The organism is Bacillus sp. UNC125MFCrub1.1, from assembly GCF_000701305.1.
Taxonomy (GTDB): domain Bacteria; phylum Bacillota; class Bacilli; order Bacillales; family Bacillaceae; genus Bacillus; species Bacillus altitudinis.
In genome coordinates this window covers 311,962-326,500 of the sequence record NZ_JNIG01000011.1, presented here as the reverse complement: position 1 = coordinate 326,500, position 14,539 = coordinate 311,962, and the positions used below count along the sequence as shown (strand labels likewise).

At 41.9% G+C, this 14,539-nt stretch carries 17 protein-coding genes and 1 riboswitch; of the genes, 12 read left to right on the top strand and 5 right to left on the bottom strand.

Annotated features, from left to right (window positions below; genetic code table 11):
* Nucleotides 1-95: 95 nt before the first annotated feature.
* The gene (gene safA, locus N521_RS19890) at nucleotides 96-1,298 is read left to right on the top strand and encodes a SafA/ExsA family spore coat assembly protein (protein WP_035390969.1); all 1,203 of its coding nucleotides are present in this window, start codon (nucleotides 96-98) and stop codon (nucleotides 1,296-1,298) included.
* A gap of 133 nt (nucleotides 1,299-1,431) precedes the next feature.
* Nucleotides 1,432-2,052: a YhcN/YlaJ family sporulation lipoprotein gene (locus tag N521_RS09115; RefSeq protein WP_008342769.1), complete on the top strand. Its 621-nt coding sequence runs from the start codon at nucleotides 1,432-1,434 to the stop codon at nucleotides 2,050-2,052.
* A 46-nt stretch (nucleotides 2,053-2,098) separates the two neighbouring features.
* Here the strand turns inward: N521_RS09115 and N521_RS09110 are convergent, their stop codons facing one another.
* A complete protein-coding gene (locus N521_RS09110; RefSeq protein ID WP_008342767.1) occupies nucleotides 2,099-2,731 on the bottom strand; it encodes a LysE family transporter in 633 nt (210 codons plus the stop codon).
* Nucleotides 2,732-2,969: 238 nt separating this feature from the next.
* Nucleotides 2,970-3,079: riboswitch (TPP riboswitch) on the top strand.
* A 126-nt stretch (nucleotides 3,080-3,205) separates the two neighbouring features.
* On the opposite strand from N521_RS09110, the gene thiC reads away from it, so the two are divergent.
* Nucleotides 3,206-4,966, top strand: coding sequence for a phosphomethylpyrimidine synthase ThiC (gene thiC, locus N521_RS09105; protein ID WP_035391012.1), 1,761 nt, complete (start codon nucleotides 3,206-3,208; stop codon nucleotides 4,964-4,966).
* 30 nt (nucleotides 4,967-4,996) lie between these two features.
* On the opposite strand, the gene N521_RS19670 is transcribed toward thiC, so the two are convergent.
* Entirely contained in the window at nucleotides 4,997-5,146 is a 150-nt protein-coding gene (locus tag N521_RS19670) for a hypothetical protein (RefSeq protein WP_164071257.1), read from the bottom strand.
* A gap of 192 nt (nucleotides 5,147-5,338) precedes the next feature.
* On the opposite strand from N521_RS19670, the gene N521_RS09100 reads away from it, so the two are divergent.
* Nucleotides 5,339-5,521 (top strand): hypothetical protein, encoded by a 183-nt coding sequence (locus N521_RS09100; protein ID WP_008342761.1) that lies wholly within the window; start codon nucleotides 5,339-5,341, stop codon nucleotides 5,519-5,521.
* Nucleotides 5,522-5,753: 232 nt separating this feature from the next.
* Here the strand turns inward: N521_RS09100 and N521_RS09095 are convergent, their stop codons facing one another.
* Complete coding sequence (locus N521_RS09095; RefSeq protein ID WP_017367714.1) at nucleotides 5,754-6,398, bottom strand: serine/threonine protein kinase; 645 nt, start codon at nucleotides 6,396-6,398, stop codon at nucleotides 5,754-5,756.
* 226 nt (nucleotides 6,399-6,624) lie between these two features.
* Between N521_RS09095 and N521_RS09090 the strand changes: the two genes are divergently transcribed.
* From N521_RS09090 to yajC, 7 genes are all read left to right on the top strand, one after another.
* Entirely contained in the window at nucleotides 6,625-7,137 is a 513-nt protein-coding gene (locus N521_RS09090; RefSeq protein ID WP_008342756.1) for an intercompartmental signaling factor BofC, read from the top strand.
* Nucleotides 7,138-7,284: 147 nt separating this feature from the next.
* Nucleotides 7,285-7,890 (top strand): Holliday junction branch migration protein RuvA, encoded by a 606-nt coding sequence (gene ruvA, locus N521_RS09085; RefSeq protein WP_017358123.1) that lies wholly within the window; start codon nucleotides 7,285-7,287, stop codon nucleotides 7,888-7,890.
* Between the two features lie 11 nt (nucleotides 7,891-7,901).
* Nucleotides 7,902-8,906, top strand: a complete 1,005-nt coding sequence (gene ruvB, locus N521_RS09080) for a Holliday junction branch migration DNA helicase RuvB (protein ID WP_007501501.1) — start codon at nucleotides 7,902-7,904, stop codon at nucleotides 8,904-8,906.
* Nucleotides 8,899-9,099 (top strand): DUF2905 domain-containing protein, encoded by a 201-nt coding sequence (locus N521_RS09075; protein WP_008342752.1) that lies wholly within the window; start codon nucleotides 8,899-8,901, stop codon nucleotides 9,097-9,099. Before ruvB ends, N521_RS09075 begins: the two co-directional genes overlap by 8 nt.
* Before the next feature lie 34 nt (nucleotides 9,100-9,133).
* Nucleotides 9,134-10,162, top strand: a complete 1,029-nt coding sequence (queA, locus tag N521_RS09070; RefSeq protein ID WP_007501498.1) for a tRNA preQ1(34) S-adenosylmethionine ribosyltransferase-isomerase QueA — start codon at nucleotides 9,134-9,136, stop codon at nucleotides 10,160-10,162.
* A gap of 31 nt (nucleotides 10,163-10,193) precedes the next feature.
* Nucleotides 10,194-11,339, top strand: coding sequence for a tRNA guanosine(34) transglycosylase Tgt (tgt, locus tag N521_RS09065; RefSeq protein ID WP_008342748.1), 1,146 nt, complete (start codon nucleotides 10,194-10,196; stop codon nucleotides 11,337-11,339).
* A gap of 47 nt (nucleotides 11,340-11,386) precedes the next feature.
* Nucleotides 11,387-11,653, top strand: a complete 267-nt coding sequence (yajC, locus tag N521_RS09060; RefSeq protein WP_003216659.1) for a preprotein translocase subunit YajC — start codon at nucleotides 11,387-11,389, stop codon at nucleotides 11,651-11,653.
* Between the two features lie 49 nt (nucleotides 11,654-11,702).
* Here yajC and N521_RS09055 read toward each other — a convergent pair whose 3' ends face one another.
* Complete coding sequence (locus N521_RS09055; protein WP_007501492.1) at nucleotides 11,703-12,080, bottom strand: TIGR04086 family membrane protein; 378 nt, start codon at nucleotides 12,078-12,080, stop codon at nucleotides 11,703-11,705.
* 165 nt (nucleotides 12,081-12,245) lie between these two features.
* Between N521_RS09055 and N521_RS09050 the strand changes: the two genes are divergently transcribed.
* On the top strand, nucleotides 12,246-12,908 hold the full coding sequence (locus N521_RS09050) for a DUF421 domain-containing protein (RefSeq protein WP_019743031.1): 663 nt from the start codon (nucleotides 12,246-12,248) through the stop codon (nucleotides 12,906-12,908).
* A 1-nt stretch (nucleotide 12,909) separates the two neighbouring features.
* Here the strand turns inward: N521_RS09050 and spoVB are convergent, their stop codons facing one another.
* A complete protein-coding gene (gene spoVB, locus N521_RS09045; RefSeq protein WP_019743030.1) occupies nucleotides 12,910-14,460 on the bottom strand; it encodes a stage V sporulation protein B in 1,551 nt (516 codons plus the stop codon).
* Nucleotides 14,461-14,539: the final 79 nt, after the last annotated feature.

Below are 14,539 nucleotides of genomic sequence, written 5' to 3'. Positions count from 1 at the left end.
CATATCGGCTTGTAAATAGGCATAAATTTATGTTGAAACATATTGTACTTCTGACATAACCGCTACGTTCACGTTTTGCATAGGAGGGGAAAACGTTGAAAATTCATATTGTGCAAAAAGGAGACTCCCTTTGGAAAATTTCAAAGAAGTACGGAGTCGACTTTCAAGAATTGAAAAAATTAAATTCGCAGCTCAGTAATCCAGATTTAATTATGCCAGGAATGAAAATCAAAATTCCATCTAGTGGTGTTCCTGTCAAAACCGATCATCACAAAGCAAAAGAAATGCCAAAAGCAAAAGAACACCCGTATGTAAAAGAAAAGCCAAAGGATGTCGTGCAAGTTCAAGATACGAAGCCGAAGGAAAAGCCGAATGAACCGGTACCTTATGTGCCACCAGTACCAAAGATTGAACAGCCAGTTTTTCCACAAGTTGATGTAAACTATTATCAGACGAATCTCTACCAGCCATTCACGCCTCCTCCGAAAAAAGAACATCATGAGAAAAAAGATTACGTTCATGAAAAGAAAGATCATGTTCATGAGAAAAAGGATCATAAAGATCACAAGGACCATTTTCATCATGAAAATAAGGATCATTTCAAAGATGAAGTGGCAAAGGGATATGATCCATTCATTCATATCCCACATCAAAAAGAGGAGGGAAAAGATATGGAACATAGTAATTACCCAAACCTTCCTAATTTCCCGCAAATGCCGAATGTTGGAGGGGCAGCAGTAGGGGGCATGGCTGAAAATAAAGAGCATCACCACCATCATCAAGAGTCATATGATCCTTATTATGGTTATGGTCATTACATGCCAGCAATGTATCCATATCCGCAACAAATGGTACCCGCTTCTCCTATTTTACCGGGATCAGGCCTTTGTTATCCGGTACAGCCGTATTATCATCATCACATGATGCCGTACCCTTACCCGGCGGCTCAGCCATATTATCCTGCGTATCAAGCACCGGCTTATTATGGTGAAAATCATGAGCATCATGCAAACGACGGGCATCACTGGCACCACCATATGCATCCAAATGCAGGAGCGAATGCGAATGCCAATGCCAATGTCAATCAAGGCTTTTATCCAAACGCTCCAAATGAAGCATATGGCAAGGAAGACTGCGGATGCGATGATGGGATGAAGCATCATCAACCATGGCCTGGACATTATCCAAACCCTGTTCCATATGGTCAAATGGGTGCTTATCCAGCTCAGCCTTATATGCAGCAGCCTTATCAAAACCCATCTGTTTTTGCAAGACCAGAAGAAGACGAAGAAGATTAATGACACAAGGAACGATCTCAATCGTTCCTTTTTTTGTTTATAACTGACAGCTTGTTTTTGTCCTCAACTGTACATGCTAAAACAGAGCCTGTTTTGCGCTCATGAGATTCAATTTGTACAGGGGGTTTTTCGTTTGAGACAAAAATGGCAAAAAACAATCGCCTTAGTGCTTCTACCTATTGGATTAACGGCATGTGGTACAAATAACAATGCGGGTGTAGATACACGTCATAATCAATCAGGCCAGCCAGTTGGATACCACTCCAATCAACAGGCAACAGACAACAACCAAGATCATCAAGGACCGGTTTCTGAGCTTATGGAGGGAATGAACGGAAGAAATACAACGAATGTTGATGATCGTTCACGCCCTACACAGGATCAAGTGAGAATGCCACTTACTGGTGGAGATGGACGCTACAGTCATGGAGATATGAACTATCATAACCAAATGTCGTTCTCTGGCTACGATAAACAAGAGAACATCCAGCGTTCAAGAAAAATCGCCAACCGAGTGAACAAAATGAACCATGTGACAGACTCACAAGTCATGGTGACGGATGAAAATGTGTATATTGCTCTTAAAACAGATGGGCGCTTGACATCAGAGGGTGTATCACAAGTAGAAGAAGCAGCGACTCGTTATGCAGATGGAAGAGCTGTCCAAGTCATTAAAGACGAAGGCGCATTTACACGCTTCAGAGATATGAGAAAAACGCAATTTGAAACAGGTCAGACAGGCATGACCCGTTAAGCTGAAATAAAAAAGGCTAAAGTTCATGACGAACTTTAGCCTTTCTTTAAAAATAAACTTTGATCCCGATATAAAATTCATAAAAGAAATAACAGCCAAATCCAAGTAATAAAATACCGGCAATAATGGAAGTCCACTTAATCATTGTTCGGTTCATCACTTTTCTTGTTAGGGAAACAATCGTGAGAAGACCGATGTCATGAAGAAGAATCCCTGCCAAAATACCCGCAGCAGCCAATATAAATTCAGATGAATTTGTATTCGTATAAGCATCTGCCAGTACAGCACCAAACACAGATACCCAGAACACAAGGTTTCCAGGTGATACCGCGACGAGCAGCCCATTTCGGTATGTTTTAGCGAATGATTTATTCACTTTTTCTCCTGCTAAATGGATGTCTTGATCCGCATTTTTAATCGAATCGTAGGCAAGAATCATTAAAAAGATGGCACCGATCAGCCAGAGCGGAATTTGGATAAAGGGCAAAGATAAAAATTGAGCAAATCCAGCATATAAAGCCAAGATGAGCAATATATCGATGGTCATACCACCAGCGCCTACAGTTAATCCATGAAAGAATCCGTTTTTTAATCCCTGCTTTGTCATTTCAACCGTGATCGCTCCAACAGGTAGAGCAATTGAGAATCCAACGACGATAAATGTAAGAAATGTTTGCAATCGACTAGAACTTCCTTTGAATCATGTTTGTATAAAAATTCTCCGTTTAGATTAATTATACATACTAGGAGAAAAGGATCAATGATTATTTCTGATTTAATCGAAATGAGAGAGATAAATCGTGTATAGAAAGATGTATATCGTGAAGATCGTGTATTCATTGTAGGGGAAAGGAACTATTTTCCTGAAACTTCTTTTTTTCATTTCTCAGCTATGCTACACTGTTGTGGAAATCAATATAAGTGACTAGGGGTGCCCGGAAATGCGGGCTGAGAGAGAAGACAAGCTTCTTAACCCTTTGGACCTGATCTGGCTCGTACCAGCGTGGGGAAGTTGAAGACGATACATGTGCCATATGAATGGCATACATGTTTTTTTCTGACGACGAAACCAGGTTCTTTACATAGAATCTGGTTTTTTGCTGGTGCTGATTCCATCCTGACCGGTCACACGAAAAGAAGGAGTGAACAGCAAATGAATGAAAAGACAAATGTTCCATCAACGCAATCTTTATTATCAAACTTTGAAGGTAGTCGAAAGGTATATGAACAAGGCTCAAGACCTGACATTTTGGTGCCAAAAAGAGAAATCGTGCTCACAAATACAGTGACACAAGCAGGTGATATCGAAAATGAACCGATTCGTGTGTACGATACAAGTGGACCGTATACAGATGAGGAGGCTCATATTGATGTCACAAAGGGATTAAAGCGCCTGAGATCAGCATGGATTAAGGAAAGAGAAGATACTGAAAGCTATGAAGGGCGTCAAGTAAAGCCAGAAGATAATGGATATCGCTTGAATGGGAAAGAATCCTATCAAGCTGCCCATACAGATTTTCATCATGTACCGCTCCGCGGGAAACAAGGTGCTTGTGTGACGCAAATGCATTATGCGAAAAAGGGCATCATTACGCCTGAAATGGAGTTTATCGCTTTGAGAGAACAGCTAAGTCCTGAGTTTGTTAGAGAGGAAGTGGCTAGTGGAAGAGCGGTCATTCCAGCGAATATCAACCATCCTGAAAGTGAGCCGATGATCATCGGGAAGAATTTTCACGTGAAAATTAATGCGAATATTGGCAATTCAGCTGTGACGTCGTCCATTGAAGAAGAGGTGGAGAAGATGACATGGGCAATTAGATGGGGGGCAGATACGATGATGGACCTGTCTACAGGAAAGGATATTCATACAACAAGAGAATGGATTATCCGCAATTCCCCAGTCCCAGTAGGAACTGTCCCGATTTATCAGGCACTTGAAAAAGTGAATGGAATCGCAGAAAATTTGACGTGGGAAGTATACCGAGACACATTAATTGAACAGGCAGAGCAAGGGGTTGACTACTTCACCATTCATGCGGGCGTCCTGTTAAGGTATATTCCGCTCACAGTCGACCGGGTCACTGGAATTGTTTCAAGAGGCGGAGCCATTATGGCAAGATGGTGTCTCGCTCATCATCAAGAGAACTTTCTGTATACCCATTTTGAAGAAATTTGTGAAATCATGAAAACATATGACATTGCCTTTTCGCTTGGGGACGGGCTCAGACCTGGATCCATTGCGGACGCAAATGACGAAGCGCAGTTTGCAGAGCTGGAAACGTTAGGGGAATTGACAGAGATCGCTTGGAAACATGATGTACAGGTCATGATTGAAGGACCTGGTCATGTTCCAATGGATAAAATCAAAGAGAATGTCGATAAGCAGATGGAGATATGCAAAGAGGCACCTTTTTATACGTTAGGTCCTCTAACAACAGATATTGCACCGGGATATGATCATATTACATCCGCGATCGGTGCGGCGATGATCGGCTGGTATGGAACAGCCATGCTGTGCTATGTGACACCAAAAGAGCATTTAGGTCTGCCGAACAAAGAAGATGTAAGAGAAGGTGTCATCGCCTATAAAATCGCCGCACATGCAGCTGATGTAGCAAAAGGACATCCTGCTGCTCAAAAGCGTGATGATGCCTTATCAAAAGCGAGATTTGAATTCAGATGGCGGGATCAATTTCATCTGTCACTTGACCCAGAACGAGCGCTGGCATTCCATGATGAAACATTGCCTGCTGAAGGTGCTAAAACCGCTCATTTCTGTTCCATGTGTGGACCAAAGTTTTGCAGTATGAAAATATCCCATGACATCCGCAACCAATCAGAAGAAGTGAAAAGAGAGATGGAGAAGAAGGCAAAAGAGTTTATCAATCAAGGCAGTCAAATCTATCAATCCTAAAAAAAACTCGCACTCCTCTAGTGCGGGGTTTTATAAAACGGCTGAAATGGCTTTTCTCACGAGGTGGAAAAATGCTTTTACTGCAATCGCCATCGTTTCAATACTTGGGATGAGGGCATCTGTTAAATGAAATAGAACTGTTTGTCTCTCTGGAGATGTTCGTTTTTTCTTTTGTTTCATAAAGACAGCCTCCTTTTCATTCAATATACTTCTTTTGAAGAGTATATAGATAGATATGTTGTGCGAATTTAAACAAAATTTAAACTTCTTGTGTTTAGAAGGAAAGAAGCAGGGGAAACGGATTGAATAGAGAATGAATGAAAAGAGCTGACCGATCCGGTTAGTGAACAAGACAGAGTGGAAGGTGATCTTATGATGAAAGTATTTAAGGTAACATTTCATATGAACAATGGGGAAGTGCTCGATTTCGAGCTGAAACGTCCAGCTACCTATGATGTGTATAAAAAAATTGAGGAAGCCAATCATTGGTTTAAGCTGAATAATGAAATCATTAACCTATTAAATGTGAATAGTATCCATGTAGAAACAGAATAAAACGAAAAGCCGCTCAAAGAGAGCGGCTTTCAGCGTGTAGACAAACCCTCGCATTCGGTGTCAGTCCTGCGTGCCGGTGCTCACGAATGTCAAATTCGCTCCGCGCCGGTACTCGTCCTTCCTAGACTGCAAAGGTTTTCTATCACGCTGAAAAGAAGACAAAGGGCTAAAATAAAGTTCATTTTAGCCCTTTGTCAACAATCTGAAAGCCGCTCGAAAAGAGCGGCTTTCATTATGCAGTAAAATCATTTCGATTGTTCAGCTGACCTCGAGACAGCCAGTTTTTCTTATACAAATAGGCAATCACTTCAAGCCACAGACGCGGCGCTTTTTTAGGGAAAAAAGGTTTTTGATAATAGGCGTATGCAGCTTTTAAATCATCCCATTGATGACATGTTTTCGTTTGCGTGAAGCGGGCGACGTCAATGACCCTGACGCGGCCATCCTTTGTTAAAATTAAATTTCGCAGATGAATATCAGAAGGATTTAAACCTTTCGCGCGTGCTTCTTCTAGCGCATCATCTACTTGTTCAATCATTTGTTTTTTGATCGGAATTCCTTTTGTCAGGCATTCATAGAAAGTATAACCTTTAATATATTCCATTAAAATATACTGATCCCCAGACTCGTAAATCTCAGGATAATAGGAGGAGCCGGAAAGTTTTTCATAAATTGCAGCCTCTTTGCGGGCGATGTTTCGATAAGAAGGAAAAAAGACTTTTAACGCCATTTTTTTGCCGTCTTTTTTGTATGAAAATACATAGGCACTTCTTCCTTTGCCGCACAGCTCAAGCTCAGCCGGTTTAAAGACGAGCTTATTAAAACGCTTTTCTTCTTGATACTGAATCGATTCGGCTAATCTTTTGACATCTGACATTGACTTCACCTTCTTTGGTTTCAGTTTATGCGGCTGAAAAACGAATGATGAAAAAACCATGTGATTCGGTAGAGCAATGGATTGTATAAAACATAACATTTACGCACGAAGGATACAACGAAAGACGCTCAATATGTGTCAAGACATCGATTTGGTTAATGTGGAGCAAAATGGGTCAAACTACATATGTCATGCATCGATCTTATGTTCTAAAGAGGTGTAAATAGTGAAAGTGAAAATAAAGTATTTCGTTACAGGACTTATCATGACAAGTGTACTCTTTTTCGCTGTTGATATGGAAGCAGCAGAACACTTGCAAAAAGAGTCAAAAACCATCAACGTTCAGCTTGAAAAGGTCTATCTAGACGGCGATGTGAGTATTGAAAGACAGCGGGCATCATTAGAAGACAAAGACACATTTTGGGCCCAGTATAAGGGCTGGACATTGGTAGAACAGCGAGAGGATTTTGCCCTTTTTAGAAAGCAAATTGACGATATATCGCCTTTAAGTAAAGCAAATGGATATATCGGATTATCAGAAGACGGCGTGATTTCTACGTTTCATGGAAGGCCTGACGGGTGGGCGGAGCCTATTCATCTCTTTTTTCAAATTGATACGTCCCGCTTGGAAAGTCATGTAGAGCAGCAGCTTGCACAAGGCATTCCGTTTCGAACAAAAGATGAATTTGAGCATGTGCTTGAAGTCATGAAACCTTACCGAAATGAACAATCGTTTTAATCGTATGACAGCTTGCTGGTGTGAAGACCGCAAGCTCTTTTTCATGGGTTGACGATGAAAAAAGGCTGAGCGAACGTATGTTAACTTTTATTACGGTTTTCTCTTCGATTTATGTTACAATGGAGAACAGTCAAAGAGGTGAAAACGGTGATAGAGTTTGTAAAAGGGACCATTGATTATGTGTGCCCGCAATATGTTGTCATTGAAAACGGCGGAGTGGGATATCAAGTCTATACCCCAAATCCGTTTATCTATCGAGTAACAAAACAAGAAACGATTTATACGTATCATTACATAAAGGAAGACGCTTTTTCGTTATATGGATTCCAAACACGAGAAGAAAAAGCGTTGTTCACAAAACTGTTAAATGTCACAGGGATTGGACCGAAGGGTGCGCTTGCGATTCTTGCTTCCGGTGACCCTGGCGCTGTCATTTCAGCGATCGAACGAGAGGATGAAGCTTTTCTCATTAAATTCCCGGGTGTTGGCAAAAAAACAGCACGACAGATCATTCTAGATCTGAAAGGGAAGCTCGCAGATGTGGTGCCTGAAATGATAGGAAACTTATTTAACCACGAGGATCATATCCAGATTGAAACGCAGCAAAGCGCTTTAGATGAAGCGGTTGAAGCCTTAAGTGTCCTTGGGTATGGTGATCGTGAAATCAAAAAGGTTCTTCCTTTATTAAAAGAAGAGAAGAATCTTACAACCGATCAATATGTGAAAAAAGCTTTACAAAAAATGTTGAAATAGGGTGATGTCTCATGGATGAACGGCTCGTCTCAACTGAAGCAGACAACCATGAATCAGCCATTGAGCAAAGTCTGCGTCCACAGACGCTTAGTCAATATATTGGCCAGCAGAAAGTAAAGGATAATCTCAGCGTATTTATTGAAGCTGCCCGAATGAGGCAGGAAACGCTGGATCACGTTCTTTTATATGGGCCGCCGGGACTTGGGAAAACAACGCTTGCGTCGATCATTGCCAATGAAATGAATGTTCAGCTGCGTACAACGTCTGGACCAGCGATTGAACGCCCTGGCGATTTGGCGGCGATCTTAACATCTCTTGAACCTGGCGATGTTCTGTTTATTGATGAAATTCATCGCTTGCAGCGTTCAATAGAGGAAGTGCTATATCCAGCGATGGAGGACTTTTGTCTAGATATCGTGATTGGAAAAGGAGATACAGCACGCTCTGTGCGGCTTGATTTACCGCCATTTACGCTTGTAGGTGCTACAACCCGTGTTGGGCTTTTAACAGCGCCGCTTCGTGATAGGTTTGGGGTTCATGCAAGATTGGAATACTATGAGCAAAGAGATTTGGCTCACATTGTAGCAAGAACAGCCGAGCTGTTTGAGATTGGGATCGACATTCGTTCAGCTGAAGAGATTGCAAGAAGATCTAGAGGCACACCGAGGGTCGCCAATCGTCTGCTCAGAAGAGTAAGAGATTTTGCGCAGGTGCTTGGAAATCATGCGATCACACAAGACATTGCAGAAGATGCTCTTGAGCGTCTGCAAGTTGACAGACTCGGACTTGATCATATCGATCATAAACTGCTTTTAAGTATGATTGAAAAATTTAGAGGCGGTCCTGTTGGACTTGATACGATCTCAGCGACAATTGGAGAAGAATCACATACGATTGAAGATGTGTACGAACCGTATTTACTGCAAATTGGTTTTCTGCAAAGAACACCAAGAGGGCGGGTCGTCACAAGAGAAGCGTATGAACATTTTCATATGGAGGTTCCGATTCGTGACTGAATTCCCTAAAATGTTGATGATTTTAGGTGGTGTCCTTTTTGCCGCAGGTTTAGTGTTTCAATTGGTTGGGAAACTTCCAGGCGATATTTTCGTGAAAAAAGGGAATGTAACGTTCTTTTTTCCTGTGATTACATGCATTGTCATTAGCATCGTCCTAACCATTTTACTCAATGTCTTCGGACGGATGAAATAACGTTAACTAGTTAACTACAGAATAGGTGAAGGAAATGAAGTTAGAACTATTTGATTTTGATTTACCAGAAAGATTGATTGCACAAGTGCCGCTTGAAAAACGAGATGCATCAAGACTGATGGTCTTAAATAAACAAACAGGTGACATCACACATGATACATTCTCGCAAATCACAGATTACTTTCAAAAGGGTGATTGTCTCGTTTTAAACAATACACGTGTATTGCCTGCACGTCTGTTTGGAACGAAAGAGGATACGGGTGCTAAAGTGGAGCTGCTTCTTTTGAAACAAGAAGAAGGAGACAAATGGGAAACGCTCGTGAAACCAGCAAAACGTGTGAAAAACGGAACAGTCATTACATTTGGTGATGGACGATTAAAAGCGGTATGTACAGAAGAACTGGAACATGGCGGAAGAAAAGTTGAGTTTCAGTATACAGGCATTTTTTATGAAGTACTTGAATCCTTAGGTGAAATGCCACTGCCTCCGTACATTAAAGAGCAGCTTGACGATCGTGAGCGTTATCAAACCGTTTATTCCAAAGAGGTTGGTTCGGCTGCTGCGCCTACTGCCGGTCTTCACTTTACAAATGAACTGCTGGATGCACTGAAAGCAAAAGGAGTGCATATTGCGTTTATTACGCTCCATGTAGGACTTGGCACATTTCGACCGGTCAGTGCTGAACGCATTGAAGAACATGAAATGCACGCAGAGTTTTACGAAATGAATGAAGAAACGGCAGAAGAGCTTAATCGCGTGCGCAAAGAAGGCGGGCGGATTATTTCAGTCGGAACAACTTCGACAAGAACGCTTGAAACCATTGCAAGTGCTTATGATGGTGAATTCAAAGCGTCAAGCGGCTGGACATCGATTTTTATTTACCCAGGCTACACATTTAAGGCAATTGATGGCATGATCACGAATTTCCACTTGCCAAAATCGTCTTTAATTATGCTTGTCAGTGCATTAGCTGGACGAGAACACGTCCTAAAAGCGTACAATGAGGCTGTAAAAGAGGAATACCGATTCTTCAGTTTTGGTGATGCCATGCTGATTCAATAAAATCATACAACAAAGACAGGAGGGCTCATTTTTGTCGCAATTACCGATACGTTATGAGTTCATTAAATCATGCAAACAAACAGGTGCACGTCTTGGGCGCGTTCATACACCGCACGGCTCCTTTGAAACACCTGTATTTATGCCAGTTGGTACACTGGCTACAGTCAAAACAATGGCGCCTGAAGAGTTAAAAGCAATGGAAGCAGGCATCATTTTAAGCAATACGTATCATTTATGGCTGCGCCCGGGGCATGACATTGTCAAAGAAGCAGGCGGCCTGCACAAATTTATGAACTGGGATCGAGCGATTCTAACAGATTCAGGCGGTTTCCAAGTGTTTTCTTTGAGTGAATTTAGAAAAATTGAAGAGGAAGGCGTTCACTTCCGTAATCACTTAAATGGAGATAAGTTGTTCCTTTCTCCTGAAAAAGCGATGGAGATTCAAAATGCGCTCGGCTCAGATATTATGATGGCATTTGACGAATGCCCTCCATACCCAGCAGAGTACGATTATATGAAACGGTCTGTAGAACGGACAAGCAGATGGGCAGAGCGCTGCTTAACAGCGCACCAGCGTCCAGAGGATCAAGGACTGTTTGGCATTGTGCAGGGCGGAGAATACGAAGAGCTTCGTAAACAAAGTGCAAAAGATCTTGTTTCACTTGATTTCCCAGGCTACGCCATTGGAGGTTTATCTGTTGGTGAACCAAAAGATGTGATGAACCGTGTGCTGGAGTTCACAACGCCATTTTTACCGGATGACAAGCCAAGATACTTAATGGGTGTTGGCTCACCAGATTCATTAATTGACGGCGCGATTCGCGGTGTCGATATGTTTGACTGTGTACTGCCGACGCGAATTGCCAGAAACGGTACGCTCATGACAAGTGAAGGACGCCTTGTTGTGAAAAATGCTAAATATGAGCGTGATTTCAGACCAATCGATGAAAACTGTGACTGCTACACATGTAAAAACTACACACGCGCTTATATTAGACATTTGATCCGTACTAATGAGACGTTCGGAATTCGATTAACAACTTATCATAATCTTCATTTTCTGTTAAAATTAATGGAGCAAGTGAGAGAAGCTATCCGTGAGGATCGTTTAGGTGATTTTAGAGAAGAGTTTTTTGAGCGTTATGGCTTTAACAAACCGAATGCGAAAAACTTTTAACGCATAAACGAAAGGCTTTACAATGCTTTAGAAAGGGGTGAGATAGAATGGATGGTGGTATGGGTTCAATCATTATGATTGTTGTCATGTTTGCTGTGCTTTACTTCTTGTTAATCCGTCCACAGCAAAAGCAACAAAAAGCTGTGCGTCAGATGCAGCAATCTTTATCAAAAGGCGATAAAATCGTCACAATCGGTGGTTTACACGGTGAAATCGACTACATTGATGAATCAAAAGTGGTCATCAAAACAAGCGAAAACAACCGTTTAACTTTCGACCGACGTGCTATTAGAGAATTAGCTGACAAAGGTTAATCCTCCAATACATAGCGATAAAAAAAGAGCGATATCATTCGCTCTTTTTTTATTTGCCCCGAAGATTAACGCCAATCATTCCCCCTAGCATACAAATTCCCAAAAAGGCTGCATGATAGATGAATTGTTCTGGTGAAAAGGTTTCTCCAAACCCTAAATATTGAAATAAAAAAACAGTGAGTGAAAAGATAAAAGAGGTCATGGCGCCAATGAGCCAGCCCCGTTCCTTTGCTTTCCCTCCAGAAATCATTCCTCCTAGAAAAAGTGCCGCAAAGGACAAGATCATGATCATCCATTTAAACGATGATTCCTGCATACTTGTGAAGGTAAGCATCAGTGATACAAGTAAGCTTGTGACAATCATCACGACAAAAATAGCAATTAAGCCAGATAAAATGCCTTTTCCTATTTGTTTCGTTTCCTGCATGTGATTCGTCTCCTCTCCAATTGACCGAAGCTTGTCTTTTACTAAAATGTATTCACGGAGAAGAAAAAATAGACATGTTTCTCGTGATAAAAACCGAGGCTTTCTTTTCTACATAAATAAAGTGTTTTGACACAAGCTATGGTGGAGAAGGAGGGGTTACATCATATGCAGGACATCTTAATTATCTCCATGAGAACGATCATTTTATATTTTCTCATTTGGTTTATCTTTCGTTTAATGGGCAAAAGGGAGATTGGGGAACTGAGTATTTTAGATCTTGTTATTTTTATGATGATCGCTGAAATTGCGGTGCTCGCCATAGAAGAAGTTGAGGATCACATGTTACATACAGTATGGCCGATCCTGCTGTTAACCTTCATTCAAATCACCCTTGCCTATTTGTCACTAAAATTCCAAGGTGTCCGGCGTTTTCTCGACGGTAAGCCGGCCCTGCTCATCATCAACGGAAAAATAGATGAGGGTGCGATGAGAAAACAGCGATACAATTTTGATGATTTGCTCATTCAATTAAGAGAAAATAACATCGATAGTATCCAGGATGTCTCATATGCCATCTTAGAGCCTTCAGGGAAGCTCGCCGTTGTTGAAAAAGAAAACAAGCGCAAACATGCAGCGCTTGAGCTCCCTCTTATTGCAGACGGTGTGGTTCAGCATGATCATCTCAAGCAGATCAACCATGATGAACAGTGGCTGATAAAGGAGCTTGCCAAAAGAGGCTATGATGACATCGAGCAGATCTCCTACTGTAGCTTTAATCAGAAGGATTTTTATATTGATTTGAAAGATGAAGTGATCAAGAAAGAATGAGCTAAAGCAGCTTCCCAATAAACGGGATGCGGCGTAGCTCTTCTCGTTTCACTAGCCCAAGACAGATTAATAGAATGACATACAGCACGCACGTCAAAAAGATCATCATGACAAGCTCCAAAGGGGCGGAAAAGAGTCCGCTCGCTTGATGTTTCATCCATAAACTGACTGCCCCAGTACCGATGATCACAAGGACGCAAAGTCCATATTCTTTTAATGGTAAATGAATAGGCAGCACTTTACCGACAGTTGCCGCATGGAGTAATGTGACAAGGACGATGCCGATGAGTATCGCAAGCGCTGCGCCCATAATGCCAAAGCTTGGCTGTGAAGCAAGAACAAAGATCATGCCTGTTTTCACAACAGCTCCTATCAAGCTGTTGGTCATCGCTGCCCCCGCTAAATTTAATGCTTGAAGGACAGCCTGCAACGGCCCTTGAAAGTAATAGAGCAAAAAGAAGGGGGCCATGAATTTTACATAGACAGCGGCATGAGATGAACCATACATGAAGAGGGTTAAATTTTCTGCATACACGAAAAGGATAATACATGAAATGCCCCCGCTTAATAAACAAAGGCGCATCGCCTGCTTGAGCCGGTATTCGACCGTTTTGCGTTTGTTCTGTTCCATCCCCTCACTAATCGCTGGAACTAGTGCGGTGGAGAGAGAATACGTGATAAAACTAGGAAGTGTCAAAAGGGTGAGCGCAAGTCCTGTCAATTCTCCGTACTGCCTTGTTGCTTCCACAGCTGCATAACCGGCAATCGCAAGGCTTTGCGCGACGACAATCGGTTCTAAAAACCACGAGATATTGCCGATGAAACGGCTGCCTGTCGTTGGCAGGGCAATACTCATGAGCTGTTTAAACGTATCCTTCCCATCATGAATTGCCTTGAAAAAACGTTTTCGGATACGGATGGTCTTTTTATAACGAAAGGCAATCAGTAAGTAAGCAAGTGAAATCATTTCCCCGATGACAGATGAAATCATGGCGCCTGCTGCTGCATATTCAATTCCATAAGGCAGGAATGCTGTTGTACATACTGCCACGAGTGAAATTCTTGCGACCTGTTCTAGTACTTGTGACATCGCAAGCGGGCTCATTTGCTGTCTTCCTTGGAAATAGCCCCTTAACACACTTGAGATTGCAATAACGGGTACGACTGGTGTAATGGCAAGCAGAGGATAGACCGTTCTAGGATCTGTCAGCATATTTTCGGCCATAATAGGGGCAAACCATAAAAAAAGCGGCGTGAAAATCAGGCTGAGTGTTCCTGTTATCGCAAGGGACATCACTAGAATGCGTTTTGTTTTCTGTTTGTCACCACGGGCTTCTGCTTCTGCGACTAGCTTACTAATCGCAACAGGAAGTCCGAATTGTGTCAGCGTCACGGCGAGAAAAAAGGTAGGCGCTGCCATCATATAAAGCCCTACGCCTTCTTCACCAATGAACCTTGCAATCACAATTCGATTGACAAAACCCAATATTCTTGTAATAAAACCTGCTAAAATTAAAATAATCGTCCCTTTTAAAAACGTTTGCTTCGTCAAATCACAGATCACCTGCCTTCTCAAACGACATAGAATCATATACAATAAGATATGCGTGTATATCGTCCAAGCATGACAA

Coding starts and splice junctions, on each gene's coding strand:
- thiC (WP_035391012.1), top strand. CDS start 3,206: ATGAATGAAAAGACAAATGTTCCATCAACGCAATCTTTATTATCAAAC.
- N521_RS19670 (WP_164071257.1), bottom strand. CDS start 5,146: ATGAAACAAAAGAAAAAACGAACATCTCCAGAGAGACAAACAGTTCTA.
- N521_RS09100 (WP_008342761.1), top strand. CDS start 5,339: ATGATGAAAGTATTTAAGGTAACATTTCATATGAACAATGGGGAAGTG.
- N521_RS09095 (WP_017367714.1), bottom strand. CDS start 6,398: ATGTCAGATGTCAAAAGATTAGCCGAATCGATTCAGTATCAAGAAGAA.
- ruvB (WP_007501501.1), top strand. CDS start 7,902: ATGGATGAACGGCTCGTCTCAACTGAAGCAGACAACCATGAATCAGCC.
- queA (WP_007501498.1), top strand. CDS start 9,134: ATGAAGTTAGAACTATTTGATTTTGATTTACCAGAAAGATTGATTGCA.
- yajC (WP_003216659.1), top strand. CDS start 11,387: ATGGATGGTGGTATGGGTTCAATCATTATGATTGTTGTCATGTTTGCT.
- N521_RS09055 (WP_007501492.1), bottom strand. CDS start 12,080: ATGCAGGAAACGAAACAAATAGGAAAAGGCATTTTATCTGGCTTAATT.
- N521_RS09050 (WP_019743031.1), top strand. CDS start 12,246: ATGCAGGACATCTTAATTATCTCCATGAGAACGATCATTTTATATTTT.